Annotated in this window: 25 protein-coding genes; 6 read left to right on the top strand and 19 right to left on the bottom strand. The window is 70.5% G+C overall.

The features are described 5' to 3' along the window. Positions 1-2 precede the first annotated feature (2 nt). From mqnE to ACIPFH_RS37605, 5 genes are all read right to left on the bottom strand, one after another. Positions 3-1166: an aminofutalosine synthase MqnE gene (gene mqnE / locus ACIPFH_RS37625; protein ID WP_189925474.1), complete on the bottom strand. Its 1164-nt coding sequence runs from the start codon at positions 1164-1166 to the stop codon at positions 3-5. Between the two features lie 45 nt (positions 1167-1211). Next, positions 1212-1667: an Lrp/AsnC family transcriptional regulator gene (locus tag ACIPFH_RS37620; RefSeq protein ID WP_054238669.1), complete on the bottom strand. Its 456-nt coding sequence runs from the start codon at positions 1665-1667 to the stop codon at positions 1212-1214. A 180-nt stretch (positions 1668-1847) separates the two neighbouring features. Further along, complete coding sequence (locus tag ACIPFH_RS37615) at positions 1848-2519, bottom strand: UbiX family flavin prenyltransferase (RefSeq protein WP_401833740.1); 672 nt, start codon at positions 2517-2519, stop codon at positions 1848-1850. A gap of 244 nt (positions 2520-2763) precedes the next feature. Next, positions 2764-3666: a menaquinone biosynthesis prenyltransferase MqnP gene (gene mqnP, locus ACIPFH_RS37610; RefSeq protein WP_356260695.1), complete on the bottom strand. Its 903-nt coding sequence runs from the start codon at positions 3664-3666 to the stop codon at positions 2764-2766. Further along, positions 3663-5120: a menaquinone biosynthesis decarboxylase gene (locus ACIPFH_RS37605; protein WP_356260691.1), complete on the bottom strand. Its 1458-nt coding sequence runs from the start codon at positions 5118-5120 to the stop codon at positions 3663-3665. The genes mqnP and ACIPFH_RS37605 overlap by 4 nt, the downstream gene beginning before the upstream one ends. A gap of 88 nt (positions 5121-5208) precedes the next feature. Here ACIPFH_RS37605 and ACIPFH_RS37600 point away from each other — a divergent pair, with 88 nt between their 5' ends. Both ACIPFH_RS37600 and ACIPFH_RS37595 read left to right on the top strand, forming a co-directional pair. Next, positions 5209-5604 (top strand): PLD nuclease N-terminal domain-containing protein, encoded by a 396-nt coding sequence (locus ACIPFH_RS37600; RefSeq protein ID WP_401833737.1) that lies wholly within the window; start codon positions 5209-5211, stop codon positions 5602-5604. 35 nt (positions 5605-5639) lie between these two features. Beyond that, complete coding sequence (locus tag ACIPFH_RS37595; protein WP_401833734.1) at positions 5640-5987, top strand: hypothetical protein; 348 nt, start codon at positions 5640-5642, stop codon at positions 5985-5987. On the opposite strand, the gene ACIPFH_RS37590 is transcribed toward ACIPFH_RS37595, so the two are convergent. The 4 genes from ACIPFH_RS37590 to ACIPFH_RS37575 form a co-directional block, all read right to left on the bottom strand. Further along, positions 5951-7813, bottom strand: a complete 1863-nt coding sequence (locus ACIPFH_RS37590) for an ATP-binding protein (protein WP_401833731.1) — start codon at positions 7811-7813, stop codon at positions 5951-5953. The two genes, ACIPFH_RS37595 and ACIPFH_RS37590, sit on opposite strands and share 37 nt — an antisense overlap. Positions 7814-7885: 72 nt before the next feature. Further along, a complete protein-coding gene (locus tag ACIPFH_RS37585) occupies positions 7886-8062 on the bottom strand; it encodes a hypothetical protein (RefSeq protein ID WP_359119951.1) in 177 nt (58 codons plus the stop codon). Positions 8063-8203: 141 nt separating this feature from the next. Next, positions 8204-9145, bottom strand: coding sequence for an isopenicillin N synthase family dioxygenase (locus ACIPFH_RS37580; protein WP_401834008.1), 942 nt, complete (start codon positions 9143-9145; stop codon positions 8204-8206). Between the two features lie 88 nt (positions 9146-9233). Next, positions 9234-9692, bottom strand: coding sequence for a nucleoside deaminase (locus ACIPFH_RS37575; protein WP_401833728.1), 459 nt, complete (start codon positions 9690-9692; stop codon positions 9234-9236). 145 nt (positions 9693-9837) lie between these two features. Between ACIPFH_RS37575 and ACIPFH_RS37570 the strand changes: the two genes are divergently transcribed. Then, entirely contained in the window at positions 9838-10623 is a 786-nt protein-coding gene (locus tag ACIPFH_RS37570; RefSeq protein ID WP_356260680.1) for a CDP-alcohol phosphatidyltransferase family protein, read from the top strand. Between the two features lie 246 nt (positions 10624-10869). On the opposite strand, the gene ACIPFH_RS37565 is transcribed toward ACIPFH_RS37570, so the two are convergent. Beyond that, on the bottom strand, positions 10870-11733 hold the full coding sequence (locus tag ACIPFH_RS37565) for a MerR family transcriptional regulator (protein WP_401833726.1): 864 nt from the start codon (positions 11731-11733) through the stop codon (positions 10870-10872). 186 nt (positions 11734-11919) lie between these two features. Here ACIPFH_RS37565 and ACIPFH_RS37560 point away from each other — a divergent pair, with 186 nt between their 5' ends. Together ACIPFH_RS37560 and ACIPFH_RS37555 are read left to right on the top strand one after the other, a co-directional pair. Continuing rightward, a complete protein-coding gene (locus tag ACIPFH_RS37560; RefSeq protein WP_401833724.1) occupies positions 11920-14076 on the top strand; it encodes a hypothetical protein in 2157 nt (718 codons plus the stop codon). Next, the gene (locus ACIPFH_RS37555; protein WP_401833721.1) at positions 14076-15632 is read left to right on the top strand and encodes an ABC transporter substrate-binding protein; all 1557 of its coding nucleotides are present in this window, start codon (positions 14076-14078) and stop codon (positions 15630-15632) included. Before ACIPFH_RS37560 ends, ACIPFH_RS37555 begins: the two co-directional genes overlap by 1 nt. 12 nt (positions 15633-15644) lie before the next feature. On the opposite strand, the gene ACIPFH_RS37550 is transcribed toward ACIPFH_RS37555, so the two are convergent. The 9 genes from ACIPFH_RS37550 to hemL form a co-directional block, all read right to left on the bottom strand. Next, positions 15645-15809 (bottom strand): hypothetical protein, encoded by a 165-nt coding sequence (locus ACIPFH_RS37550; protein ID WP_401833719.1) that lies wholly within the window; start codon positions 15807-15809, stop codon positions 15645-15647. A 68-nt stretch (positions 15810-15877) separates the two neighbouring features. After that, a complete protein-coding gene (locus tag ACIPFH_RS37545) occupies positions 15878-16066 on the bottom strand; it encodes an RNA polymerase sigma factor (RefSeq protein WP_401833717.1) in 189 nt (62 codons plus the stop codon). Positions 16067-16142: 76 nt separating this feature from the next. Next, the gene (ccsB, locus tag ACIPFH_RS37540; RefSeq protein ID WP_356248420.1) at positions 16143-17219 is read right to left on the bottom strand and encodes a c-type cytochrome biogenesis protein CcsB; all 1077 of its coding nucleotides are present in this window, start codon (positions 17217-17219) and stop codon (positions 16143-16145) included. Beyond that, positions 17216-18949 carry a cytochrome c biogenesis protein ResB gene (locus ACIPFH_RS37535; RefSeq protein WP_401833714.1) on the bottom strand — a complete coding sequence of 578 codons (1734 nt, stop codon included), beginning with the start codon at positions 18947-18949 and terminating at the stop codon, positions 17216-17218. Before ACIPFH_RS37535 ends, ccsB begins: the two co-directional genes overlap by 4 nt. A 3-nt stretch (positions 18950-18952) precedes the next feature. Beyond that, positions 18953-19723: a cytochrome c biogenesis CcdA family protein gene (locus ACIPFH_RS37530; protein WP_401833713.1), complete on the bottom strand. Its 771-nt coding sequence runs from the start codon at positions 19721-19723 to the stop codon at positions 18953-18955. Between the two features lies 1 nt (position 19724). Beyond that, positions 19725-20363, bottom strand: a complete 639-nt coding sequence (locus ACIPFH_RS37525) for a TlpA family protein disulfide reductase (RefSeq protein ID WP_401833710.1) — start codon at positions 20361-20363, stop codon at positions 19725-19727. Between the two features lie 137 nt (positions 20364-20500). Beyond that, on the bottom strand, positions 20501-21811 hold the full coding sequence (locus ACIPFH_RS37520) for a hypothetical protein (protein ID WP_401833707.1): 1311 nt from the start codon (positions 21809-21811) through the stop codon (positions 20501-20503). 148 nt (positions 21812-21959) lie between these two features. Further along, positions 21960-22607, bottom strand: a complete 648-nt coding sequence (locus ACIPFH_RS37515; RefSeq protein ID WP_401834006.1) for a histidine phosphatase family protein — start codon at positions 22605-22607, stop codon at positions 21960-21962. A 128-nt stretch (positions 22608-22735) separates the two neighbouring features. Beyond that, complete coding sequence (gene hemL, locus ACIPFH_RS37510; RefSeq protein WP_356248410.1) at positions 22736-24055, bottom strand: glutamate-1-semialdehyde 2,1-aminomutase; 1320 nt, start codon at positions 24053-24055, stop codon at positions 22736-22738. 301 nt (positions 24056-24356) lie between these two features. Here hemL and ACIPFH_RS37505 point away from each other — a divergent pair, with 301 nt between their 5' ends. Continuing rightward, a complete protein-coding gene (locus tag ACIPFH_RS37505) occupies positions 24357-25073 on the top strand; it encodes a hypothetical protein (RefSeq protein ID WP_401833705.1) in 717 nt (238 codons plus the stop codon). Positions 25074-25077 lie beyond the last annotated feature (4 nt).

The following is a 25077-nucleotide window of genomic DNA, read 5'->3' as shown; positions in this document are numbered from 1 at the left end:
CGTCACACCCGCATCGGCTGCGGCGACTCGCGCCGCGCCGGGTCGGGGCCGTCGTACTCGCGGATGATCTCGTACCGCGTGTTGCGTTCCACCGGGCGGAAACCGGCGTCGCGGATGAGGTCCAGCAGGTCGTCGCGGGTCAGCTTGTTCGGGGTGCCGTAGTTGTCGGCATCGTGGGTGATCTTGTACTCGACGACCGAGCCGTCCATGTCGTCGGCGCCGTGCTGGAGCGCGAGCTGCGCGGTCTGGACGCCGTGCATGACCCAGAAGACCTTCACATGCGGGACGTTGTCGAACAGCAGGCGGGAGACCGCGAAGGTCTTCAGGGCCTCCGCGCCGGTCGCCATCTGGGTGCGTGCCTGGAGCCGGTTACGGACCTTGCCGTCCTGCATGTCCACGAAGTCGTGCTGGTAGCGCAGCGGAATGAAGACCTGGAAGCCGTTCGTCTCGTCCTGGAGTTCGCGCAGCCGCAGGACGTGGTCGACGCGGTGCCGCGGCTCCTCGATGTGGCCGTACAGCATGGTGCACGGGGTCTTGAGACCCTTCTCGTGCGCCAGCCGGTGGATGCGCGACCAGTCCTCCCAGTGGGTGCGGTGGTCGACGATGTGCTGCCGGACCTCCCAGTCGAAGATCTCGGCGCCGCCGCCGGTCAGCGATTCCAGACCGGCGTCGATCAGCTCGTCGAGGATCTCGGAGGCGGACAGCCCGCTGATCGTCTCGAAGTGGTGGATCTCCGTCGCCGTGAACGCCTTCAGCGAGACGTCCGGGAGAGCGGCCTTCAGTTCCCGCAGCGAGCGCGGGTAGTAACGCCACGGCAGGTTCGGGTGCAGGCCGTTGACGATGTGCAGCTCGGTGAGGTTCTCACCCTCCATCGCCTTCGCGAGCTTCACCGCCTCCTCGATGCGCATCGTGTACGCGTCCTTCTCGCCCGGCTTGCGCTGGAAGGAGCAGTAGGCGCAGGAAGCCGTGCACACGTTCGTCATGTTGAGGTGACGATTGACGTTGAAGTGCACGACGTCGCCGTTCTTGCGGGTCCGCACCTCGTGCGCCAGTCCGCCCAACCACGCCAGGTCGTCCGACTCGTACAGCGCGATGCCGTCCTCACGGGTCAGCCGTTCACCGGCCCTGACCTTCTCCTCCAGCTCGCGCTTGAGCCCGACATCCATGCCCACACCTTTCGACGACGACGCCATCAACGACCAACCGTACGGCTAGACCTCTTCGGGAAGCTCCCCGACCCGGTTCTCCCACTTGGTGGAGAGCACGATGGTGGTACGGGTGCGGGAGACACCCTTGGTCCCGCTGAGCCGCCGGATGATCCGCTCAAGACCGTCCACGTCGTTGGCCCGCACCTTGAGCATGAACGAGTCGTCGCCGGCGATGAACCAGCAGTCCTCGATCTCGCTGAGGTCCTTCATCCGGTTCGCCACGTCCTCGTGGTCGGCGGCGTCGGAGAGGGAGATGCCGATGAGGGCGGTGACGCCGAGACCGAGCTGGGCCGCGTTCACCGTGGCGCGGTAGCCGGTGATGACGCCGGCCGCCTCCAGCCGGTTGATGCGGTCGGTGACGCTGGGTCCCGACAGACCTACGAGGCGCCCCAGCTCCGCGTAGGAGGCCCGGCCGTTCTCCCTCAGGGCCTGGATGAGCTGCCTGTCCACCGCGTCCATGCGAATCGAAGCCTTCCGGTGAGGAGAGATGAAGAGCTGTGGGGGGTTCCTGAAGTGCGGGCTCAGAAGTGGGGATTCTGAAGTGGGGTTCCGAAGTGGGGGGTTCCGAAGTGAGGTTCCGAAGTGGCGATCACTGCGGTGACGGAGCGTGCGGCCCGCGCCACCCGCGCCGTCCGGTGCTCAGGCCGGAGGACGGAAGCCGCCGCCGATCTCGCCCTTCCAGCGGCGGTACAGCCCGTGCCCGACGCCCGCCGCGTCGAGGACCCGCCCGGCGACGAAGTCCACCAGGTCCTGGATGTGGGTGGCACCCGCGTAGAAGGCCGGGGAGGCCGGCACGACGCTCGCGCCCGCCTCGTCCAGGGCGACCAGCTGGCGCAGGGTCTGCCCGTTCAGCGGGGTCTCCCGCACCGCCACGACCAGCGGGCGCTTCTCCTTGAGCGTCACGCTCGCCGCCCGCTGGAGGAGGTCCTTGGAGAGGCCGAGGGCGACACCGGCCACGCACGCGGTGGAGGCGGGCACGATCAGCATGCCCTTCGTGGCGTACGACCCGGAGGACGGCCCGGCGGCCAGATCCCCGGCCGCCCAGTACCGCACCCGGTCGCCGTCACCCTCGCCTTCGAGGTCCACGCCGAAGGCACCCGGCTTTCCGTCGGCCCCACGCGCGAGCCATTCCCGCAGGTCGTCGCGCCAGTGCGCGTCCCGGAAGGAGATCCCGGTCTCGTCGAGCAGAGTGAGCCGCGAGGCCCGGCTGACCACCAGGTCGACGCTCTCGCCCCCCGCGAGCAGCGCACGCAGCACAGCGGCGGCATAGGGCGTACCGGACGCCCCGGACACCCCCACGATCCAAGGCACGCGCTGCGATTCTCCTGCGTTCACACCTTGAGCGTACCGGTGAGCGAAGAGGTCCTCGGGACCGGCCGGGCCTTGAGCCCGCGCGCTCCCTCCGCTTCCTCCGCACTCCAGTTCACCCGGACGGACTACAGAGACCGGCCCAGAACCGGCCGAGAACCGGACCAGGGCCGGCCCAGGACCGGGGATCAGGAGCGGACCTGGACCGGATCAGGAGCGGCCCTCGGCCGGACCTGGGCCGCCTGGGCTAGACCGTGAGCCCCCGCACCAGCAGGTCGATCAGCGCGCAGCCGAACAGGCTGATGCCGATGAACCCGTTCGTCGAGAAGAACGCCCTGTTCAGCCGGGTCAGGTCATGGGGCCGCACGATCGTGTGCTCGTAGACGAAGGCGCCCGCGACGATCACCAGGCCCAGCCAGAAGAACGCGCCGGCGTCCGTGGCCAGCGCGTACCAGACGAACAGGGCCGTCGTGATCGCGTGGCAGACCCGCGCGCCCCGGATCGCCGCCGGGATGCCGAAGCGGGCCGGGACCGACATGACACCGATCTCGCGGTCCGTCTCGACGTCCTGGCAGGCGTAGATCAGGTCGAAGCCGCCGATCCAGATGCCCACCGCCAGGCCCAGGATCACCGCGTCCCACGACCACTCCCCGGTGATCGCCAGCCAGCCGCCGATCGGGCCCATCGCCTGCGCCAGCCCCAGGATGGCCTGCGGGAAGTTCGTGAACCGCTTGCCGTACGGGTACACCACCATCGGGATCACCGCGATGGGGGCCAGGGCCAGGCAGAGCGGGTTGAGCATCGCCGCCGAGCCGAGGAAGACGGCGACGGCGATCAGCGCGCCGGTCCAGGCGTGCCGCACCGACATCGCGCCCGTCACCAGCTCGCGGTGGGCGGTGCGCGGGTTACGGGCGTCGATCTCGCGGTCGATGATCCGGTTGACCGCCATGGCGAAGGTGCGCAGGCCCACCATGCAGACGGTGACCAGCAGCAGCCTGCCCCAGTGGATGTTCCCGTCCGTCTCGAACATCGCGGTCAGCGCGGCGATGTAGGCGAAGGGCAGGGCGAAGACCGAGTGCTCGATCATCACCAGGCGGAGGAAGGCCTTCGTGCGTCCCGGCTGCGGGAGCGCTGCGGAAGCGGAGCTCACAGCCCGTACTCCTTCCAGCGCCGGTCGACCTTCGCCGCCGTCTCCGGGTCGGACAGCACCATCTCCGGCCAGCCGCCGTCGCGCGTGTAGCCCTCCTCGGGCCACTTCCTGGTGGCGTCGATGCCCGCCTTGCCGCCCCAGAACTGCTGGTAGGAGGCGTGGTCGAGATGGTCGACCGGGCCCTCGACGACGGACAGGTCACGGGCGTAGTCGGTGTTGCCGAGCGCCCGCCAGGCGACCTCGTGCAGGTCGTGGACGTCGCAGTCGGAGTCGACGACGATGATCAGCTTGGTCAGGGACATCATGTGGGCGCCCCAGACCGCGTGCATGACCTTCTGCGCGTGCTTGGGGTACTTCTTGTCGATCGAGACGATCGCGCAGTTGTGGAAGCCGCCGGCCTCGGGCAGGTGGTAGTCCACGATGTCCGGGACGATGATCTTGAGGAGCGGCAGGAAGAAACGTTCCGTGGCACGGCCCAGCGGGCCGTCCTCCGTCGGAGGCCTGCCCACCACGATCGACTGGAGCAGCGGGCGCTTGCGCATCGTCACGCAGTCGATCTTCAGAGCGGGGAACGGCTCCTGCGGCGTGTAGAAGCCGGTGTGGTCGCCGAAGGGACCCTCCGGCAGCATCTCGCCCGGCTCCAGCCAGCCCTCGATCACGACCTCCGCCTGGGCCGGCACCTGGAGGGGCACCGTCTTGCAGTCGACCATCTCGATCCGCTTGCCCGCGATGAACCCGGCGAACAGGTACTCGTCGATGTCGCCGGGCAGGGGGGCGGTGGAGGCGTACGTCACGGCGGGCGGGCAGCCGAAGGCGATCGCCACGGGGAGCTTCTCGCCCTTGCGCGCCGCGACCTGGTAGTGGTTGCGGCTGTCCTTGTGGATCTGCCAGTGCATGCCGATCGTGCGCTTGTCGTGGCGCTGGAGGCGGTACAGCCCGAGGTTGCGGATCCCGCTCTCGGGGTCCTTGGTGTGCGTCAGGCCCAGGTTGAAGAAGGAGCCGCCGTCCTGCGGCCAGGTGAAGAGGGCGGGGAGGGCGTCGAGGTCGACGTCGTCGCCGTGCAGGACGACCTCCTGGACGGGCGCGTCCTGGGGCTTCACCTTCTTCGGCGGTACGTGAGTCATCGCGCCGAGCTTCCCGAACGCCTCGCGCACGCCGACGAACCCGTGCGGCAGCTCGGGCCGCAGCAGCCCGCCGATCTTGTCGCTGATCTCGGCGTAGGACTTGAGCCCGAGGGCCTTCAGGAGCCGTCTGTCGGTGCCGAACACGTTCATCGCGAGGGGCATGCTCGACCCCTTCACGTTCTCGAAGAGGAGCGCGGGGCCACCGGACTTCTGGACCCGGTCGACGATCTCCCCGACCTCCAGATACGGATCGACCTCTGCCTTGACGCGCTTGAGGTCGCCTTCGCGTTCCAGTGCCCTGAGCAGGGAACGAAGATCGTCGTAAGCCATGTGTCCCAGTATCGGCCACCCGCTACCCTGGCCCGGTCACCGGGGCTGCCCCACGCTCCGTCACCGTCTTCTGGGAGAGCCCGCCACCATGCTCAGGTATCTGCCGTTCCTGCTGGTCCTGGCGCTGTGGATCTATGCCTTCATCGACTGCCTGAACACCCCCGAAGAGGAGGTGCGGGGCTTGCCGAAGGTGGTCTGGGTCATCATCATCCTGCTCTTCGGCGAGGTGCTCGTCGGGCCGATCGCCTGGCTGGTGGCCGGAAAGGCCCGCCGCGCGCCGGGCGGCGCCACGGCGTCCGAGTCGCCCGGCGCCCGGCGCACCGAGTGGGTGGCGCCGGACGACAACCCCGAGTTCCTGAAGTCCCTGAAGGACGAGACGGCCAAGAACGACGAGGAGCTCCTCAAGGACTGGGAGGCCGACCTGCGCCGCCGCGAGGACGAGCTGAAGCGCCGCGAGTCGGGCGAGGAGCCCAAGGAAGGCTGAGCCGACAGCCTCGGCTGGTCCGCCGTCCCGCCCCCGTGCGTGACTGCGCGGCCTGTGCCGATCTGGCCGGCCTGCGTGACGACGCCCGCGCCCGGCACGACGGCAGCGCCGAGACCGACACGGACGTCCTCCTGCGACGCCACCGACTCCGTTACCACACGGCCCTGCTGGGCCTGCGGAAGTACGCGCTGGTGCCGGACGCCTCGGCCGGGGCGGAGTACGAGACGTCGTGCACACGGTGCCGGGCCGGGCCCGGGGCGCGGCGGCTCCGGGCCGACGTGGAGGAGTGGCAGCCCGGGCACACGCGGGAGACCGGGCACGCCCGCTACCGCCGTGGCGTCGCCGACTACGCCGTGTACGAGTCCCAGGTGCCCTCGCCCTGAGCGCCCAGGTGAGTGTGGGAGACGGCCGCGGGCGGCAGCATGACCAGTGCGGTGGCGCCGCGCATCTCGTTGGGACGCAACTGAACGCGGAATCCGTACAGTTCGCAGATTCGACCCACCACGAACAGGCCCATGCGCTGACAAGTGCCGGCGTCCGGGGCCATCGGCAGGTTGGCCAGCCTCCCGTTGATGTCGGCGAGGCCGTCGGCGTTGAGGCCGAGCCCGCGGTCGTTGATCTCGATCATGATTCGGCCGTCGGGCAGGAGGTGCGCGACCACACCGACCTTGGCGTGGGGCGGGGAGAACACGGTGGCGTTCTCCAGCAGCTCGGCCAGCAGATGTACGAGGCCGCTCGCGTGGAAGCCGTCGATCCCGGCCTCGGGGAGACCCGACAGATCAAGGCGCTCGTACTGTTCCACTTCGAACGAGGCGGCGCCGAACACCTCCGCCAGCGAGACGGTCCCGTCCCAGCGAGCGGCGGGCCTCTCGCCGGCAAGGATCTGAAGTGTCTCGCAGCCGCGCCACAGACGGGTGATCAGGTGGTCCAGGCGGAAGAGCCGCCCCCGACGGTACGGGTCGGCGTCATGGCCCGCCAGATCGGAGACCACGCGCCGCTGCGCCGTGAGCAGGGCCTGCTGGCGACGGGCCACGGAACTGAAGACGGCACGGAGCTGCGCTTGTTGGGCGACGATACGCGTCGCCCGCAGGTGGACCCTGTCGAACGCACGGGCGACCTCACCGATCTCGTCCTTGGTGTGGATGGCGATCGGCTTGACGGCGGTGGTCGCGGCCTCGACGTCCCCCGGGTCGAACGAGGACAACCGCAGAACCAGTTCGGGAAGCCGGACGTCGGCGACCTTGACCGCCTCGTCCCGCAGCTGCCGCAGCGCCGCCGATCTGCTGACGACGGAAGGACGGATCCTGGTCACCCTGTTGGTGGCCTCTTCGATGATCTCCCGGGCCTGCGCCTCCGCCTCCAGGCGCAGCCGTTCGGCATCCTGCTGAGCATCCCGCCTGGCACGTTCCAGGTCCACGCGACGCTGTTCGGCGGTACCCGCCGCCTCCGCCGCGCGCAGACGTTCCTCGGCGACCAGTCTCTCCAGCCGCTCCCGTTCGGCCGACTCCTCCGCGACCGCGAGTTCCGCTTCCAGTTCCGCACATCGCACCCTTGCCGCGTCGCGTTCGCGCACCGCTTCGGCGAGCCTGGCCTCCAGACCCTCGATCGTCACGTTCAGCCGCTCGCAACGGGCCTCGAGATCGGCCTTCCGGCGGCGGTAGAGGTCCAGCTCGGTCCCGAGCTGTTGCCGCTCGCGCACGCACACCACTTCGATCTCCTGGATGCGCGTCTCGAGCTCACCCACCTGGAGCCTGTGGTGGGACAGGTCTCCTTCGAGTTCGCGGATGCGCAGCTCGGCCTCGTCCTTCTTCAGCACCTCGTCCTCCAGCCGGTCGCTGGCCATCTGTTCGCGGTACCTGGCGGGCTGATCGGCCATCAGGGCCTCACGGTGGCGCTGGTAGAGGTGCGCCTGTAAGTCGGCGGTGACCTCCCGCCCGTTCAACTCGCAGGCCGACTTCATGAGGACATCGAGGAACTGCTTGTCGGGAATGCGGTCGCCCTTGAGGTAGCGGGAGACCGAGGGCGGGCTGAAGTGATGGCGAGCGGCGAACTCGCGCAGGCTCAGCCCCGTGGCCTCGAACAGGCCCCGCATCGCGAGAACCAGGTCCCGTGTCTCGTCGGAGAGATCGGGTCGCAGGGGCTGGAACCCCTTGAGGTGCTCCACGTCGCCGAAGGAAGTCTCTCCTCCGTTGAATTCGTCATCGCCCACTGCCCGTACCGCCTCTCCGTGACCCTCGGCCCAGATGGATTCCCACCGCTCGCGCCACTTCCACGTCCACGATCAGTCGATGAGGGTGTTGAAGAAAGGCACGGCGAGACCGAAGCCGCCCGCGCCCGACAGGACGGCCTGCGGCGTGCTCAGACCGGCGAGGACGGTCATGACGCCCGCTCCGATGCCACACAGGATCGCGAGCAGGAAGATCAGGGCCGACCGGGTGGTCAGCAACGTACGGGGCACAGCCGCCTCCTTGGTTCTCGGCAAGTGGCTCCAGCGTGCCGAGAACCAAGGGTGTTGCGGAAGGAAACACCGCCTGTTTCCGCAGGTGGAAACAGAGCCCCGGCGCCGGACGCATGTTTCCGGCCGGAAACAGGGCGGAGGTCAGCCGACCGTGATCGAGTCCAGCTTCTCCCTCAGGTAGACGTGCGAGTCGACCGGCTCGTACGCCACCCGGCCGACCGGGGCGGGCACGGACTCCACGAGCGTTCCCGGGGTGCACTCGCCGAAGTAGACGAGGGACATCAGCTCCTCGGCGGGCTCGTCGGCCGGGGGCGGGAGGACCCGGTGGCGGCCGGAGCGCCAGCGGTCGCCGGTCCAACGGGCCAGCAGGTCACCGATGTTGACGGTGAAGGCGGCCGGATCGAAGGGCGCGTCCTCCCAGCCGCCGTCGTCCGTCCAGACCTGGAGTCCGCCCTTGCCCGCCTGCCGGTCGAGGATGGTGACCGTGCCGAAGTCGGTGTGCGGGCCGATGCGGAACTGGCCGGGCCGCGGCTCGCCGACGACCTCCCGCCCCGGGTACCAGTTGATGTTGAAGCCGTAGGTGGGGTGGTCCATGTGGCGGGAGAAGAAGTCCGGTTCGAGGCCGAGGGCGTCCCCGAGCAGGGAGAGGAGCTCCTTCTCCAGCCCGGCCATCAGTTCCAGGTACTCCTCGCACAGCGCCCGGAGCCGCGGCGTCTGCGTCGGCCAGACGTTCGGCGCGTACCACTCCGCGTTTACGACCGGGTCGTCGAACGGCTCATGGGTGGCGAAGGTCAGGGACTCCTTCAGGTCGGGAGGCGTCTCGGTCCCCTCCGAGTAGCCGTTGGCCTCCGCGCCGGGTCCCAGCCAGCCGCGCCCGCCGACCTTCGCCGCGTACGGCTGCTTGACCTCGACGGGGAGGGTGAAGAACGCCCGGGCGGCCTCGCGGATGCGGCGGCGCAGGGCGGGGTCGACTCCGTGACCGGTGACCAGCAGGAACCCGGCGGTCCGAAGGGCCTCGTCGACGGTACGGGCGATCGCGGCCCGGGCCTCGGGGCCGCCGCTCAGCCAGGGCCGGAGGTCGATGGTCGGGACGCGCGGAGAGGCGGGGGCACAGGGAGGGGCGGAGGCACGGGGAGGGGCGGAGGTATGGGGGGCCGGGGCGGCAGTGGGGTCACTCACCGATGTCCTCGTTCCAGAGTGCGGGGTTCTTGTCGATGAACTCGCGCATCATCGCGACGCACTCGGCGTCGTCCAGGAGCACGATCCGCACGCCGTGCTCCGCCAGCCAGTCGTGGCCGCCGTGGAAGGTGGCCGTCTCTCCGACGATCACCCGGGAGATGCCGAACTGGCGGACCAGGCCCGAGCAGTACCAGCACGGGGAGAGGGTCGTGACCATCGTCGTGTCGCGGTAGGACCGCTGCCGGCCGGCGGCGCGGAACGCGGCCGTCTCCGCGTGCGTGGAGGGGTCGTCGTCCTGGACGCGCCGGTTGTGGCCGCGGCCGAGAAGCGTGCCGTCCGGGCCGTAGAGGGCGGCGCCGATCGGGATGCCGCCCTCGGCGAGGCCGGCCCGGGCCTCGGCGACGGCGGTGGCCAGCCAGGTCCGTGCCGTCGCCTGATCCAGAAGGTCCATGGACCCATGCTGCTGTGGCGAGCGTCCCGGGGCAATGCGGGACCACTCGATCGGGGTGTCCGCCCGTGCAACCGCCCCGCCGTGGCGGCCACTTGAGCGATCTGTAACCTGGCCCGATCATCGTGGGCTCGTGGGAGGAACGTTCATGGTTGCTGCTCCGGTGCTGGAGGAGCTGCGGGAGGTCTGCCAGCCGCAGGCCAAGCTGGCGAGCCGCAACGGCGAACACTGGGCGGGCCGGCTGTACATGCGGCGGGTCTCCCTGCGGTTCACCCGCCAACTGGTGCGCACCGGGGTCACCCCGGACCAGCTGACCTGGACGATGGTGGTGTGCGGGGTGCTGTCCGGCGCCGCGCTGCTGATCCCTGGCCTGGCCGGGGCGCTGCTCGCCGCCCTCCTGATGCAGTTGTTCCTGCTCTTCGACTGTGTGGACGGCGAGGTCGCCCGCTGGAAGGGCCAGAACAGCGCGACCGGCATCTACGTCGACCGGCTCGGCGCCTACCTGGCCGACGCGGCGCTGATGATCGGCTTCGGCTTCCGCGCCGCGGAGTCCGGGCTCGGCGGCTGGGCGGGGTTCAACGGCTGGGTGTCCCTCGGACTCGCGACCGCGCTCGGTGTCGTACTCCTGAAGGCGTCGACCGACCTGGTGGACGTGGCCCGGGCCCGGCGCGGGCTCACCGTCGCCGACGACGAGGCCGCCGCACCGCGCTCGCAGGGCGTCGCCTCGGTGCGCCGGCTCGCCGCCGCGTTCAAGATCCACCGGGTGACCAACGGCATCGAGGCCTCCCTGGTCCTCGTCGTCGTGGCCTTCGCCGACGCGGCCACCGACTCGGTCGACCCGACCCGCTGGGCACTGGCCGCCATCGCCGTCATCACCTGGCTGATGGTCCCGGCCCACCTGCTGTCGATCCTTTCGTCGTCCCGCCTGCGCTAGAGCTCTCCGAGCCGCGCGGAACATACGAACGACCGGGACGATCACGACCGCCGAGGGCATCACGACGGCCGAGGCCCCCCGTCCGCAGGGGGCATCCCGACCGCCGGGGCATCGCGATCGCAGGGGGCATCCCGACCGCCGAAGTCGTCTCGACGGCCATGGGCATCCCGACCGCAGGAGGCATCCCGACGGCCGAGGCCCCCCGACCGCCGAGGCCCTCCCGACCGCCGAGGTCCTCCCGCCCGCCTAGGTCCTCCCGAGCGCCGGGGGCACGCCGACCGCCGGGGGCATCCCGACCGACGGGGGCATCCCGACCGCAGGAGGCATCCCGACCGGCGGGGCATCGCGGTCGCCGGGGGCGTCTTGACGGGCTGCGTCGTCCCGATGGTCGAGGTAGTCGTGCAGGCGGCCCGCTCCCGCCAGCATCGCGCGGGTGCGGGCCGTCAGCGTCTCTCCGCGCGCCGCCAGCGCGGACCGCAGCGCCGCCTCGCTGCCGCCCTCCCGGCGCAACTCCGCGAGCACCGGCCGGATCTGCGCGAACAGGTAGTGACCGCGACGCAGACTGTGCACGATCCGCGCGTCCCGCACCTCGGCGGGACCGTACAGCCGGTAGCGCGTCCCGCGCTCGCGCGGCGGGGTGACCAGACCGGCCGCCTCCCACACCCGCAGCGCCGACGTCCGCACGCCGAGCAGCCGGGCCACCTCCCCGATCCGCAGGCCGGAGGGCGGAGGGGTCCCGGAGGCCCCGGAGGTCGCGGAGGACTGCGGGGTTTGCGCGGCCAGTGCCTCCAGGGCCTCCCCCGTCGCCCGCACGGCGGTGCGTTCCTCGTGCAGTCCGGCGTGGGCCGCGTCGACGAGGGCGAGCGCGGCCGGGGTGTCCCCCTCGTGCACGGTCCGCATGATCCGGGCCGCCACCACCGGCCCGTACCCCTTCACCAGCGCCCGGTACGTCAGCAGCGCCTGCCGGTGCTCATCCCCGAAGACGCGATACCCGGACTCCGTGCGCCCCGCCACGGGCAGCACGCCCGCCTCCTCGTAGTTGCGGATCTGCTGCGTCGAGAGCCCCACGAGACGGGCGAGGTCGACGGTGCGCAGCCGGCGGTCGGTCATGCTGAGCGGCTCCAGGGATCGAGGTGGACGAGCGGACGGTATCGAGGAAAGCGCGCCCGCTGATCCGGCACGGCCCGGCCCCCTTATCGGAAGTTTCGTAACCCAACGGACACCACGCGCTCTGGCACATACCAACTCCCTCTCTTTACCCTTGCGTTGGGAACCGAGCCCTGGGGGAGGTGCGCGGTGCACAGACAGTTGTACGGGCGTGGCGCGCTGTTCGACGTCGGGCCCGCCGGTCTCGTACCGCGACTCGTGGGGATCCGTCCGTACGAGCTCCACGCGGAGAAGCTGGAACACCCGGCAGGACCGCCCCTGTTGGTGCTGGCGGGCGGCCGGGGTCTGGGCAAGAGCGCGGTGCTCGCCGAACTCTGGGACGCCTACACGGAGCACACCCGTAGGGGCGAGGCCCGCAGACGCACCCCGGTCGCGTTGATCGACTGCGAGGACGAGCAGTTCGCGCGTCCGCCGCACGAGGAGAGCCCGGAGTCCTGGTCACCGGTGTGGCAGGCCCTGCTGGTGGTAGCGGAACAGCTGACGGAGCCGGTGCGGGCGGCCGGCGGGCTCACCTTTCCGCGGCTGACGGCGGGACTGGTGGCGGTCCGGGCGAGCGACTGGAGCGGCCGGACCGACTCGGACCGCATCCGACGGGAGCTGGTACGGATCCTGCTGCTGAACGAGCGCCCCTCCCGGTTCAGCCTGGCCGGGCGGTGGGCGGCCAAGGTCGCGGCGAAGGTGATCGCGGCGGCGAGCGGCGGGGGCCCGTTCGTCGCGGCGACCGTCGAGGCCACCCTGGAGGCGCTCTCCGACGGGGTCACGTACCGCAAGGAGCAGCGGCCGGCCACCTGGTACCGGTCCTATCCGAACGCGGGCGGCAACGCCAAGCGGGGGCTGCTGCTGCTCGCCGGGAACTTCCGGGCGGGCGGCGCCTCGCGCGAGCACGCCGAGCGCTGGCTGGTGCGGGCACTGCTCGCCGACCTGGCCGAGGCGTACTCGGGGCTCGGCTCGCATCTGACCCGCCTGGGCCGGCCGCTCGTGCTGTTGGACAACGCGCGCGGTGGTCCGGGTCCCGGGCTGCTGGACGCCGTCCTGCGGGACCGGGCCGACGGGGTCGCGGACCAGGTGGTGTGGGTGGCGACGATACGCGGCGCGGCCCATCCGGCGCTCGGCGACGCCGTACGCCGTGCGCTGCCGGAAGTCGCCCGGGCCACGGACTGGGAGCCGGGCAGTTCGCCCTCGTCGCGGGCGCTGCTCGTGCCGCTGCCGCCGCTGTCTCCCGACGACACCCTGCACATGGTCGGCGCGGTCTGCGACGACACGGAGCTGCCGCCGCAGTTTCCGCACGCCACGCACCGGTTGACCGGCGGCAACCCGCTCGGCATCGTGCTGCTCGCGACCGCCGCCCGACAACACCCGGAGCGGGCCGTCTCGTTGGGCCGGCTGGTCACGGCGAAGATCAAGCTGGAGGAGGGACAGGCCGACGACGGCCGGCCCGCCTACGCCGAACTGCTGGCCCGCCTGGTCCCCGCCGACCGGCTCGACGAGCTGACGGTCCTCGCGGCCGCCCACGACCACGACTCCGCCGTGGCCCTCGCCGACGCCCAGCTCCCGGACGACTTCGGTTCGTCGGGCGTCCGGTCACTGCGGACGCGGCTCGCCGAAGAGGGGCTGCCGGCCACGCCGGGCCACTTCGTCGGCGACCCCTTCACCCGCGCCCTGCTGCTGCTCCGGCTGCATCACCGGCACGCCGACCACGGCAAGTGGCGAGAGGTGCACGAGACCCTGATCCGGCACTACACCCCGGCCGACGACCACGACGCGAACGGCGAGGACCCCGCCCACGCCCGTTACCGGCTCTACCACGAGCTGGCGCTCGGCGACACGGCCGGCGCGGTGGCCTACCTGCGCGACACGTTCACCACCCTGCGCACCCGCACCTGGCTCGACACCCTCCGCTTCCTCGCCTCCGCGCCCTACTTCCACGCCCACGACGCCGAGGGCCGCGACTCCGACGGCGAGGACGACCGCCGGTCGGCGATCGCGCTGGGCCGCACGGACGCCGGCCAGGAGCCGCCGGAGGGCGTGAACGCCTCCCTCCACCTGCGGATACGACGGCTGCTGCACGCGGTGTGGCAGGTGACCGACCCGCTGGTGCTGCCGGACCCCAAGGTGTGCGGGCGGCTGGAGTTCGAGCTGCGCCAGCTGTCCGACCTGAGGCCCGCCGGGGGCGCGCTGCTGTTCGCGACTTCCCGGGCCTGGCCCAGGGACGCGGCCGCGGGCCGCCCGCTGCACACCCCGGACGAGGACGAAGAAGGCGACGGCGACGGGGACGGGGTGGCGTGATGGCCGGCGGAGTCAGAGGCACGCTGGTGCGGTGGCTGAGGGAGGTCTGGGAGATCCGCCTCCACCGCTATCTGGCTCTGCTGGTCACGGCCGCCGTGCTGACCGGGCTGGTCTTCGCCGTGCGGGCGGTCACGGACGAGGACCGGGCCTGCGCGCCCGGGGTGGCCCGTCCGGCCGGCAGCGACGAGTGCGTGGGCGTGGCCACGGGCGCGTACGACTTCGGGCATCCCCAGCTGCGGGACGCCGTGCAGGCCATCGATCGGGAGAACGACGGGCTCAAGGCGGAGAGTCGTGTCACGGTCGCGCTGATGCTGCCGTACACCGCCTCCACCCCCTCGACGCTCAGCGACATCCAGCACGAGGTGCAGGGCGCCTATCTGGCGCAGTGGCAGGCCAACCACACCTCCAACGGGCAGGCCCCGGCGATCCGCCTCGTACTCGCCAACCCGGGTGCCACCAGCGACCACTGGGAGACGATGGTCGACCAGCTGGAGCGGATGGCGAAGGGCGCCGACCGGTTGCGCGCGGTCGTCGGGGTCGGGCAGAGCACCGACAACAACAAGAAGGCGGTGGCGGAACTGACCCGGCGGGGCATCCCGGTGGTCGGCGCCTCCATCACCGCCGACGATCTCGCCAACGGGCAGACCGGCACGGACCCCTTCCCCGGCCTGGCCCGGGTCGCCCCCACCAACACCGACGAGGCGCGCGCCCTGGCCTCGTTCGCCAAGGTCGACGCGGGCCGGGCGCTGCTGGTGTACGACAAGCCCGGCGACCCGTACACGCGGACGCTCCAGACGTCGTTCGCCGCCCTGTTGAAGGGTTCGCCCTACGAGCCGCAGCCGTTCACCCCGCCCGCCGACCGCACCCAGGAGGGGACGACGGCGAACACCTTCCGGCAGATCACCCACCTGGTGTGCGACACCTCGGCGGGGACGGACACGATCCTGTTCGCGGGCCGGCACACACAGCTGCGGCAGTTCATCAACGCGCTCGGCACGCGCGGCTGCCAGAACCGGAAGTTCACGGTGCTGACGGGCGACGAGGGCTCGTACCTGTCCGGCGACAAGAAGCTGGACCGCACCGCCCTCACCCACGACCTCTCCGTCCGCTACACCTCGCTCGCCCACCCCGACGCCTGGGTGAACGCCCCCGCGGGGCAGCCGGGCGGCTCCGCGCAGGACGCGAAGGTCCTCACCGACCTGCTCGCCCGCAGCGCCCGTGAGCCGGTCGGCCCGATCGGTGACCTCGCCCTGGAGGACGGCCAGCTGATCATCGCCTTCGACGCGATGACGCTGGCCATCCACGGCATCCGCGAGGCCACCCCCGACGGCGGGACCGTCCCGCCCCTCGCGGACGTCGGCCTCCAGTGGCCGCAGGTCAAGGGCTCGCTGCGGGTGAGCGGGGCGAGCGGCTGGATCTGCCTGGACGTGCACGGCAACCCGTACGACAAGGCCGTGCCGATCGTGGAACTCCACGCGGACGGCGGCTCCCGCTTCGTACGCATCGCCTGGCCGGAGGGAAAGCCCCCGGCCCGGGACTGCCTGCCGCCGTCCTAGGCCGGGCCTGCCCTACGGCCGCTCGCCCGCCTTGTCGACGACGGCGCGGCGCAGGGCGGCGTTGTCGCGGAGCACCGCCCCCTTCTTCAGGCTGCCGAAGTCCTCGGTGAGGGTCAGCCGCTGCCCGAGGAACGCGTACGTCTTCGCGTCGAGGACCCACTCGACCCGAAGGGGCATTCCCGCATCCTGCCGTGTGACCCCGATACCGTGCCGCCCGAGGGAGTCGACCGCGCCCTCGACCACCTTCACCCCCGGGATGCGGGCGGGAAGGTCAGCGACACGACGTCCTCGGCGACCGCCCACTCCCCCGTGAGCCGGTAGGCGTGGTTGCAGACGGAGCGCGCGTAGGCGTCGAAGAGCTCGCCGAAGGCGTCGTGGCCCCCCGCGCGGATGCGTTTCCTCAGTGTTCCCGTACTGCTCGGAGTCGTATCCACGCCCTTCTACCTGTCCGTACGACGAAGGCCGGTTCCCGTGACCCACGTCATAGAAACCGGCCCGCTGTCCCTTCGGTCAGACGCCCGCGTACGAGTGCTTCCCGGAGACGAAGATGTTGACGCCGTAGTAGTTGAACAGCCAGCAGCCGAAGGCGATCAGGGCCAGGTAGGCGGCCTTGCGGCCCTTCCAGCCGGCCGTGGCGCGGGCGTGCAGGTAGCAGGCGTAGGCGACCCAGGTGATGAACGACCAGGTCTCCTTGGGGTCCCAGCCCCAGTAGCGGCCCCAGGCGTCGCCCGCCCAGATCGCGCCCGCGATGATCGTGAACGTCCACAGCGGAAAGACGGCCGCGTTGACGCGGTAGGCGAACTTGTCGAGCGAGGCCGAGGCGGGCAGCCGGTCCAGCACCGAGTTCGCGAACCTGCCGGGCTTGCCGCCGCTCGCGAGCTTGTTCTCGTAGGCGTCCTTGAACAGGTACAGGATCGTGGCGACCGCGCCGACGTAGAACACCGCTCCGCAGAAGATCGCGGTGGAGACGTGGATGTACAGCCAGTACGAGTGCAGCGCCGGGACCAGCTGGTCGCTCGCCGTGTACAGGACGGTGACCGCGAGACCCAGGTCCAGCAGGACCGACGTGATCAGGAACAGGCCGAGCCAGCGCACGTTCTTCTTCAGCGCCAGCAGCCCGAGATACACGCCGACGGCCACCGTGGAGAAGGTGAGGTTGAACTCGTACATGTTGCCCCACGGCGCCCGCTCCACCGAGGCCGCGCGGGCGATCACGCCCGCCAGCTCGACCAGGAACGCGAGCACCGTGAGGGAGATGGCGATCCGGCCGTACATGTCGCCCTGCTCGTCACCGCCGTGCGCGCCGGGCCCGTCGGGCACGTCCCGCGCGCCGGCGGCCGAGCGGACGACGACCTGCGGCCGCTCCATGACGGCCGTGCCGCCGTTCTTCTTGACGGTGACGGCCGGGCCCTTGGCCACGGCCGTGGCGGTGAGCGCGGCGGCGGTACGGCCGACCTTGCTGCGGCTGCCGAGGAGCCATTCCGCGATGTACGCGAAGAAGGCCAGGGTGTAGACGGCCATCGCGGAGTAGATCAGCGTGTTGCTGATGTTGGCGAGGTTTTCGTTGGTGGCGGCGGCGAGAGTCACTTCTCAGCCCCTTCGGCAGGTACGGCTAGGGGTTCGGAGGAATCGGGGGAGTCGGGGGTGTCGGGGGTGTCGGGGTCTGCGGGCGCCTGGTCGTACAGGATGCCGGCGAGGTCGCCGAGTTCCTCGGGCACCTTGGCGGACTCGCTGCGGCCGAGCCCGCCCATCTCGACGACCGTCACTCCGTCGTCGCCCTGCACCGCGCGCACCCACACCCGGCGGCGCTGGATGAACAGGGAGCCGGCGAGGCCGAAGATCGCGGCGAGGGCGCCGGCCAGCGCCCAGCCGCTGCCGGGCTCCTGGGTGACCTGGAAGTTGGCCCACTGCTTGGTGTCGTCGTAGGTGATCGACCCGGCGCCGTTCGGGAGGGTCATGGTCTCCCCGGGCTTCAGGTTCGACCTGAGCTGCGCGCCCTTGGAGTCCTTGAACTCCTTCATGTGGGTCTTGTCGAGCTGGTAGACGCTCTGCGGGATGCCCGAGTTGACGCCGAGGTCGCCGCGGTACGGCGTCAGGTTCAGCATCGGGTTGCCCAACGCCGGGAACGTGGAGGCGGTCTCGCTGCCCGGCGTGTAGGTCGGCAGGAAGAAGGCCGAGATGCCCAGCTGCTCGCTGACGCCCTTCGCGTTCTTGTAGCCGTCGAGAACCTTGACCACACCGGTGGAGGTGACGTTGGAGTCGAGCGGCAGCAGCGGTACGGCGTCGTGGAAGACGATGTCGCCCTTGCCGTCGCGGACGGTGATGACGGGCGCGTAGCCGTGGGCGGTCAGGTACACCTTCGAGTCGTCGATCTCCAGCGGGTGGTTGACCTGGATGGTGGTCTTCCGGTCCTTGCCGTACGCGCCCTCGCTGTAGGTGAGGCCGGCCTCGTAGGTGCGCGGGGTGCCCTTGTTGGGGCCCGAGGTCTCGTAGGTGCCGGTGAACTTGTCCAGGGTGAAGCTGAACGGGTTCAGGTCGCCGACGTCGAAGAGATTGCCGGACTTGAAGTCGTCGTAGGAGATCAGGGTGTTGGAGAACCCACCGTTGCCCTCGACGAGGAGCTTGTTGCCCTCGGACTTGAAGAGCTGGCCCCAGGCGAAGGCGATCAGCATCACGATCAGCGCGAGGTGGAAGGCGAGGTTGCCCACCTCGCGGAAGTAGCCCTTCTCTGCGGCGACGGCGTCCCCCGCGAGGTGTGCGCGGAAGCGGCGCTTCCTCAGCAGGACGAGCGCGGCCTCGCGGACCTGCTCCGGCTCGGCGTCCGTGCGCCAGGTGGTGTAGGCGGGCAGCCGGGTCAGGCGCTTGGGGGCGCCCGGCGGGCGGCTGCGCAACTGGCCGACGAACTGCCAGGTGCGGGGCACGATGCAGCCGATGAGGGAGACGAACAGCAGGATGTAGATCGCGGAGAACCACGCCGAACCGTAGACGTGGAAGAGGCCGAGCCTGTCGTAGATCGGCGCGAGCGTCTCATGGGCCTTGCGGAAGTCGGCGACCTTGGTCTCGTCGGTGCCGGACTGCGGGATCAACGAACCGGGGATCGCGCCGAGCGCGAGCAGCAGCAGGAGCAGCAGCGCGACCCGCATGGAGGTCAGCTGGCGCCAGAACCAGCGGGCCCAGCCGACGATCCCCAGGGCGGGCCCACTGGCCAGTGTGTCCACGGGCGCGGTGGACAACTGGGAGCCTGCGGCGCCGAGGTCCTGCTCGTCGGGGGCGACCGGGGTCTCGCCGGGCCCGGCGCCGACTGTGCTCTTGCTCATGTGTCAGATCCCCACAGTGAAACCGGCGGACCAGGACTGCATGTCCTGTACGAGGCTGTCCCAGACGCCGGTCAGCAGCAGCAGACCGGTCACGATCATCATCGTGCCGCCGATCCGCATCACCCAGACGTAGTGGCGTTTGACCCAGCCGAAGGCGCCGAGCGCCTTGCGGAAGGCGACCGCGGCGAGCACGAAGGGCACACCGAGGCCGAGGCAGTAGGCGACGGTCAGTATGGCACCGCGGCCCGCACTCGACTGCTGCGAGGACAGGGCGAGCACGGAGGCGAGGGTCGGACCGATACAGGGCGTCCAGCCGACCCCGAAGAGCGCGCCGAGCAGGGGGGCGCTGACCAGTCCGGCCACGGGCCTGCGATGGAAGCGGAACTCCCGCTGGGTCATCCAGGGCATCAGCCCCATGAAGAACACGCCCATGACGATCATGAGCCCGCCCAGCACCTTGGACAGGACACCCTGCTGCTCCTGGAGCGTCGCCCCGAAATAGCCGAACAGGGCTCCGCCGGAGACGAACACGGCGGTGAAGCCCGCCACGAACAGCGAGGCGCCCGCGACCATCCGGCCGCGCCCGGCCTCGGCCAGATCGGTGCCGGTGAAACCGGTGACGTAGGACAGGTAGCCGGGGACCAGCGGCAGGACGCAGGGAGAGAAGAAGGAGACGAGTCCGCCGAGCAGTGCGACGGGCAGGGCGACCAGCAGAGCGCCGTTGAGCACCGTGCCGTTGTAGCCGTCGGCGGCGAGCGTGGTGACCGCGCTCACGTCACTTCTCCGCGAGGACCGGGTTGATCATGGAGCGCAGTTTCTCCTCGCTGATCGCGGCCAGCGAGCGGGCCGCGATCTTCCCGTCCCGGTCGAGGACGAGCGTGGAGGGGATCGCCTGCGGGTTGAGCGTGCCCTTCTTGAAGCGGAGCATCAGCTTGCTGCTCGGGTCGTACAGGCTCGGGTAGGTGACGCCGTAGTTCTTCTCGAAGGCGAGGGCGCTCTGGACCTTGGGGTCGGCGACGTTGATGCCGACGAACTGCACGCCCTTCGCCGCGAGGTCCTTGGAGACCTTCTCGAAGTTGGGGGCCTCGGCGCGGCAGGGGGCACACCAGGAGCCCCACACGTTCACGACGACGACCTTGCCCTTGAACGAGGAGACCGCGAGCTGTTTGGCGTCGATCGTCTTGCCGGACAGGTCCGGGGCCGGGTCGCGCTTGCCCTTCTCGACCGTGGAGATGCCGTCTTCACCCAGGATGAACTTGGTGTCGCCGCCACCGCCGGAGAGGCCTCCGGAGGAGCAGGCGGACAGCAGCAGCGCGGCGGCCGCGGCACCGGTGGCCGTCGTCAGGACGGCACGGCGCGAGCGGATCCAGGTCGTCGAGCTGGTCGAGCACAGGGGGGTGCGGGCGGCACTCATGTGAAAAGTTTCGCATGCCCGTTCCGGGGATCTTGCCCGCCCCCCTTGCGGGGAGAAAACCCCATTTCAGGCGGCGTTGACGGGGACGGCGTCGGCCGCCGTGGACCGGGCCGCGGAGGTGGACGTCAGGCCGACGTCTAGGAGGACGCGGAAGAAGACGCGGAGGTGGACGGGGACGGGGACGCGGAGGTGGTGCTCGCGCCGAGGAACGTCTTCCAGCCGCCGGCCGGCTGCTGCCCGACGTCGAGGGTGCGCAGCTTCTCGAGGACCTCCGGCTTCTGGACGTCGATCCAGTCCACGAACTGCCGGAAGGAGACCAGCCGCACGTCCGCGCCCTTCTCCTTCTCCCGCGCGATGTGCTTGAAGGCCTCCTCGACGGCGTCCATGTAGATGCCGCCGTTCCACTGCTCGAAGTGGTTGCCGACGAAGAAGGGCGCGCGGTTCGTCTCGAATGCCCGCTTGAATCCCTGTATGTACGCCTGCGAGGACTGCTGGCGCCAACCCGGGTAGTTGTGGCTCGGCGCCTTGGTCGAGTTGATCGACTGGTTGGCGAGCATGTTGTAGTCCATCGAGAGGACTTCGAAAGAACGGCCGGGGAAAGGTATCTGCTGCAACGGCAGGTCCCAGAGCCCGCCCTTCTTCTGCGGCCACACCTGACGCCCGCCCGGCGAGGAGGCGTCGTAGCGCCAGCCGAGGGCGCGGGCGGTGGGCAGCAGGTTGTCCTGGCCGAGCAGACAGGGCGTCCGGCCGCCGACGAGCTCCTTGTCGTAGTCGAAGGGCAGCGCGGGCAGGTCGCTCCAGCCGGAGTTGGTCCGCCACTCCTTCACGAACGACTTCGCCTGGTCTATCTCGCTGCGCCACTGCTGGGACGTCCAGTCGCCGACGGTCCCGTGCCCCGAGCAGAAGTGGCCGTTGAAGTGGGTGCCTATCTCATGCCCTTCGAGCCAGGCGCGGCGGACGCCCGCGAGCGTCAGCTTGATGTGCCCGTCGGTGAGGTAGCCGATGTCGGAGGCGCCCCGCGCGTTGTTCGGCGGGTCGTAGAGCCGCTTCTTCGACTCGGGCAGCAGATACAGCCCGGAGAGGAAGAAGGTCATGCTCGCGCCGTGCGCCTTGGCGAGGTCGAGGAAGCGGTCGAAGAGTCCGTTGCCGACCTCACCGGCGCCGTCCCAGGAGAAGACGACGAACTGCGGCGGCTCCTCGCCGGGCTGGAGCGGCACCGGCTTGGCCGGCTGGTGGGGCTGCTTGCCGGTGAAGGAGGTGGAACCGTCGCCGATGGGGCGGGCGGTGACCTTCGGGCTGGGGCTGCCGGACGGCTTCCCCGAGCCGCTGGAACCGCCGCGGGCGCTCGGCCCGTCCGAGTTCGTCAGGCTGCCGCAGCCCACGAGTCCGGCAGCGGCGGCGGCCCCGGCACCGAGTCCGAGTGCTCCCCTTCGGGTGATGGCGCGCATGGCAACCCCGTTCGTCACGTTCGCTGGTGGTCACCCATTCAGAGCACATGACGAACGAGGGGGTTCCGCCGGTACTTCCGGATTCCGTAACAGAGCAGCCGATTTCAGCCACGGGTTCCGGCCACGCGTTCCGGCCGGGAGGCGGCCGCTACGCCCCGAAGGCCTTGCCCTTCCCCTGCACCGGCCTGGCGCCGGCGCGGAGATGGGCGGGCACCAGGTCGATGGCGGGTTCGCTGTAGCCGACAGACACGATCCTGTCGCCCTGGTACGTGAAGGTCGTCAGCGAGGCGAGCGTGCACTGCCGCTTGCGCGGGTCGTGCCACAGCCTCCGCCGCTCCACGTAGGACCGCACGATCCAGATCGGCAGCTGATGGCTGACGAGCACCGCCTCGTGTCCGCGGGCCGCGTCCTTCGCCGCGTTCAGCGCCCCCGTCATCCGGACGACCTGGTCGACGTACGGCTCGCCCCAGGACGGCCTGAACGGGTTGACGAGGTGCTTCCAGTTCTCCGGCCGGCGCAGGGCGCCGTCCCCGACGCCGAACGTCTTGCCCTGGAAGACGTTCTCGGCCTCGAGGAGGCGCGGGTCGGTGGCCAGGTCGAGCCCGTGCGCCTTGGCGATCGGCGTCGCCGTCTCCTGCGCCCGCTCCAGCGGGGAGGCCACGACGTGCGTGATGTCACGGGGGGCGAGGTGTTCGGCGACCCGGTCGGCCATCTGCCGGCCCAGCTCGGAGAGGTGGTAGCCGTCGAGACGGCCGTAGAGGACGCCGTCGGGGTTGTCGACCTCACCGTGCCGCATGAGGTGGACGACGGTGAGGTCCTTGCCGCGCTTGTCGCCCTTGCCGCCCGAGGAGTTCTCGAAGGCGCTCTCGAAGGCCTCCTCGGAGGCCTTCTCGGCTGCGGTCCGGGGTGCGTTTTCCGGGGTGGTCATGCTGCTGTGGCCTCCGCAGCCGCTCGGGCCGCCGCCGGAAGGGCGTCGGCGATTCTCTGGACGGCCCGGTCGTCGTGGGCCGTGGACACGAACCAGGACTCGAAGGACGACGGCGGCAGGTAGACGCCGTTCGCCAGCAGCGAGTGGAAGAAGGCGGTGAAGCGGAACGACTCCTGCGCCCTGGCGTCGTCGTAGTCCCGCACGGGCCGGTCCGTGAAGAAGACCGAGAACATGTTGGAGGCGCTCTGGAGCGTGTGCGCGACACCCTCCTTGGTCAGCGCCTCCGACACCAGGGACTGGATCCGGGTGGAGACGTCGTCGATCGTGGCGTAGGCGGCGTCGTCGAGGAGCCGGAGCTGGGCGAGCCCGGCGGCGGTCGCCACGGGGTTCCCCGAGAGGGTGCCGGCCTGGTAGACGGGCCCGGCGGGGGCGAGGTGCGCCATGACGTCCGCCCGGCCGCCGAAGGCCGCGGCGGGGAAGCCGCCGCCCATGACCTTCCCGAAGGTCATCAGGTCGGGCCGCACGCCGTCGATGCCGTACCAACCGGCCCGGCTGGTCCGGAACCCGGTCATGACCTCGTCGGAGATGAAGAGCGCGCCGTTGTTCTGGCAGGCGTCCTTGAGCCCCTGGTTGAAGCCGGGCAGGGGCGGCACGACCCCCATGTTCCCCGGCGAGGCCTCGGTGATCACACAGGCGATCTCGCCGGGGTGCCGGTGGAACGCCTCCTGCACGGCCTCGAGGTCGTTGTACGGCAGGACGATGGTGTCGCCGGCCTGGGCGCCGGTGACCCCGGGCGTGTCGGGGAGCGCGAAGGTCGCCACCCCGGAGCCGGCCGCCGCGAGGAGCGAGTCGACGTGCCCGTGGTAGCACCCGGCGAACTTGATCACCTTGGTGCGCCGGGTGAAGCCGCGGGCGAGCCTGATGGCCGACATGGTGGCCTCGGTCCCGCTGGAGACGAGCCGCACCTCCTCCAGGGGCTCGATACGGTCGACCATCTCCTCCGCGAGCGTGACCTCGCCCTCACCGGGCGTGCCGAAGGACGTACCGCGCGACACGGCGTCCTGGACGGCGGCGATCACCTCGGGGTGCGAGTGCCCGAGGATCATGGGCCCCCAGGAACAGACGAGGTCGACGTACTCCCGGCCGTCGGCGTCCGTCAGATACGGGCCGGTGCCGGACACCATGAACCGGGGCGTCCCGCCCACCGCGCGGAAGGCGCGCACCGGCGAGTTCACACCACCCGGCGTGACGGCGGACGCACGGTCGAACAGCGCCTGCGATACAGGCGCATCGTATGAATAGGGCAGTTCGCTCATGACCTGCGACTTCTCCGACCTTTTCCGACTTGCTGGACTCCGGTTGCCAGTGACCTCCCAGAGTAGGCCAGCGACGGCCGGGACCGGCGGGGCCGTGATCCGCTTCGCCATCTGCGAAACTGAGTCGGAACAGGCCTGCTGGACGTAGCTCACACCGACCGTGTGTCCAGTGGCTGCGAAGATCCTGCGGACAGGTGTTTCAACGCACGTTTCGGCGGGCGGCCGTGGGGGAGGTCACTGACACGATGATCGGGTTGCGCGGCGGGGGCCTCGCGTCCTAGAAAAGCAGTCGGGTGGAGATATGCATCGCGGTGGTGGACTGGGCGAGGGGACTGACGACCTGGGTCCTCGACGTGCCCGGCGGGGAAAGCACCGGCGCGACGCGGAGGAAGCGAACGAAGCACGCCAGACGCAGGCACAAGGTGTACCGAGTGAGCCCGAGCGGATCGACCGCATCGATCAGATCGACCGGCTCGACCGGATCGAGGGGTTCGACCCGATCGAGGGGTTCGACCCGATCGAGCGGCGAGTCGACCAGCGGGTCGAACCCCTTCGTGCGGGGAGCAGGAATGGTGGTCGGGTGGGGGTGACGTACAAGTACTTCGGCGCGCCCGACGGAGCGACCGCGGCCCGCGTCCCGATCTCGATGCGCCCCGAGGAACTCGGCGGCGACGAGCTCGGCATGAACGGCATGTTCACCAAGATCAAGCCCGAGACGATGGCCGCGATGGTGCTGACCGGCATCCAGGGCGTCCCCCTCAACAAGGTGCCCCCGCTGGAGCTGGTCGTCCTCCACCCCGACTACGCCGTGGTGAAGCTCCCCATGACGGTCGTGGACCCCCTGCGCGAGATCGGCGAGGAAGCGGTGGGCGCGGCGGCCTTCATCTGGTCCACGGTCCCGGACCGGGGCGGCCCCCGGGACGCGTTCAACGTCTACCAGCTGCTCCACGAGTGGCAGGACTTCTCGCACCGGCTGCACGAGGCCGGGCACCAGCCGTACTGCCTGGTCTGGCCCTGAGCCG

It is taken from the genome of Streptomyces sp. NPDC088157, from assembly GCF_044741545.1.
Lineage (GTDB): Bacteria > Actinomycetota > Actinomycetes > Streptomycetales > Streptomycetaceae > Streptomyces.
The sequence above is the reverse complement of the archived record's forward strand: the minus strand, read 5'-3'. Positions and strand labels throughout refer to the sequence as shown.

Excerpts from the sequence above, each read along its gene's own strand:
- ACIPFH_RS37520 (WP_401833707.1), bottom strand. The coding sequence starts at position 21,811 with ATGCGCGCCATCACCCGAAGGGGAGCACTCGGACTCGGTGCCGGGGCC.
- ACIPFH_RS37505 (WP_401833705.1), top strand. The coding sequence starts at position 24,357 with ATGCATCGCGGTGGTGGACTGGGCGAGGGGACTGACGACCTGGGTCCT.
- ACIPFH_RS37525 (WP_401833710.1), bottom strand. The coding sequence starts at position 20,363 with ATGAGTGCCGCCCGCACCCCCCTGTGCTCGACCAGCTCGACGACCTGG.
- ACIPFH_RS37565 (WP_401833726.1), bottom strand. The coding sequence starts at position 11,733 with ATGACCGACCGCCGGCTGCGCACCGTCGACCTCGCCCGTCTCGTGGGG.
- ACIPFH_RS37555 (WP_401833721.1), top strand. The coding sequence starts at position 14,076 with ATGGCCGGCGGAGTCAGAGGCACGCTGGTGCGGTGGCTGAGGGAGGTC.
- ACIPFH_RS37600 (WP_401833737.1), top strand. The coding sequence starts at position 5,209 with ATGCTCAGGTATCTGCCGTTCCTGCTGGTCCTGGCGCTGTGGATCTAT.
- ACIPFH_RS37515 (WP_401834006.1), bottom strand. The coding sequence starts at position 22,607 with ATGCGGCACGGTGAGGTCGACAACCCCGACGGCGTCCTCTACGGCCGT.
- ACIPFH_RS37605 (WP_356260691.1), bottom strand. The coding sequence starts at position 5,120 with ATGGCTTACGACGATCTTCGTTCCCTGCTCAGGGCACTGGAACGCGAA.
- ACIPFH_RS37620 (WP_054238669.1), bottom strand. The coding sequence starts at position 1,667 with ATGGACGCGGTGGACAGGCAGCTCATCCAGGCCCTGAGGGAGAACGGC.
- ACIPFH_RS37575 (WP_401833728.1), bottom strand. The coding sequence starts at position 9,692 with ATGGACCTTCTGGATCAGGCGACGGCACGGACCTGGCTGGCCACCGCC.
- ACIPFH_RS37550 (WP_401833719.1), bottom strand. The coding sequence starts at position 15,809 with ATGCCCCTTCGGGTCGAGTGGGTCCTCGACGCGAAGACGTACGCGTTC.
- ACIPFH_RS37570 (WP_356260680.1), top strand. The coding sequence starts at position 9,838 with ATGGTTGCTGCTCCGGTGCTGGAGGAGCTGCGGGAGGTCTGCCAGCCG.
- mqnE (WP_189925474.1), bottom strand. The coding sequence starts at position 1,166 with ATGGATGTCGGGCTCAAGCGCGAGCTGGAGGAGAAGGTCAGGGCCGGT.
- ACIPFH_RS37535 (WP_401833714.1), bottom strand. The coding sequence starts at position 18,949 with ATGAGCAAGAGCACAGTCGGCGCCGGGCCCGGCGAGACCCCGGTCGCC.
- hemL (WP_356248410.1), bottom strand. The coding sequence starts at position 24,055 with ATGAGCGAACTGCCCTATTCATACGATGCGCCTGTATCGCAGGCGCTG.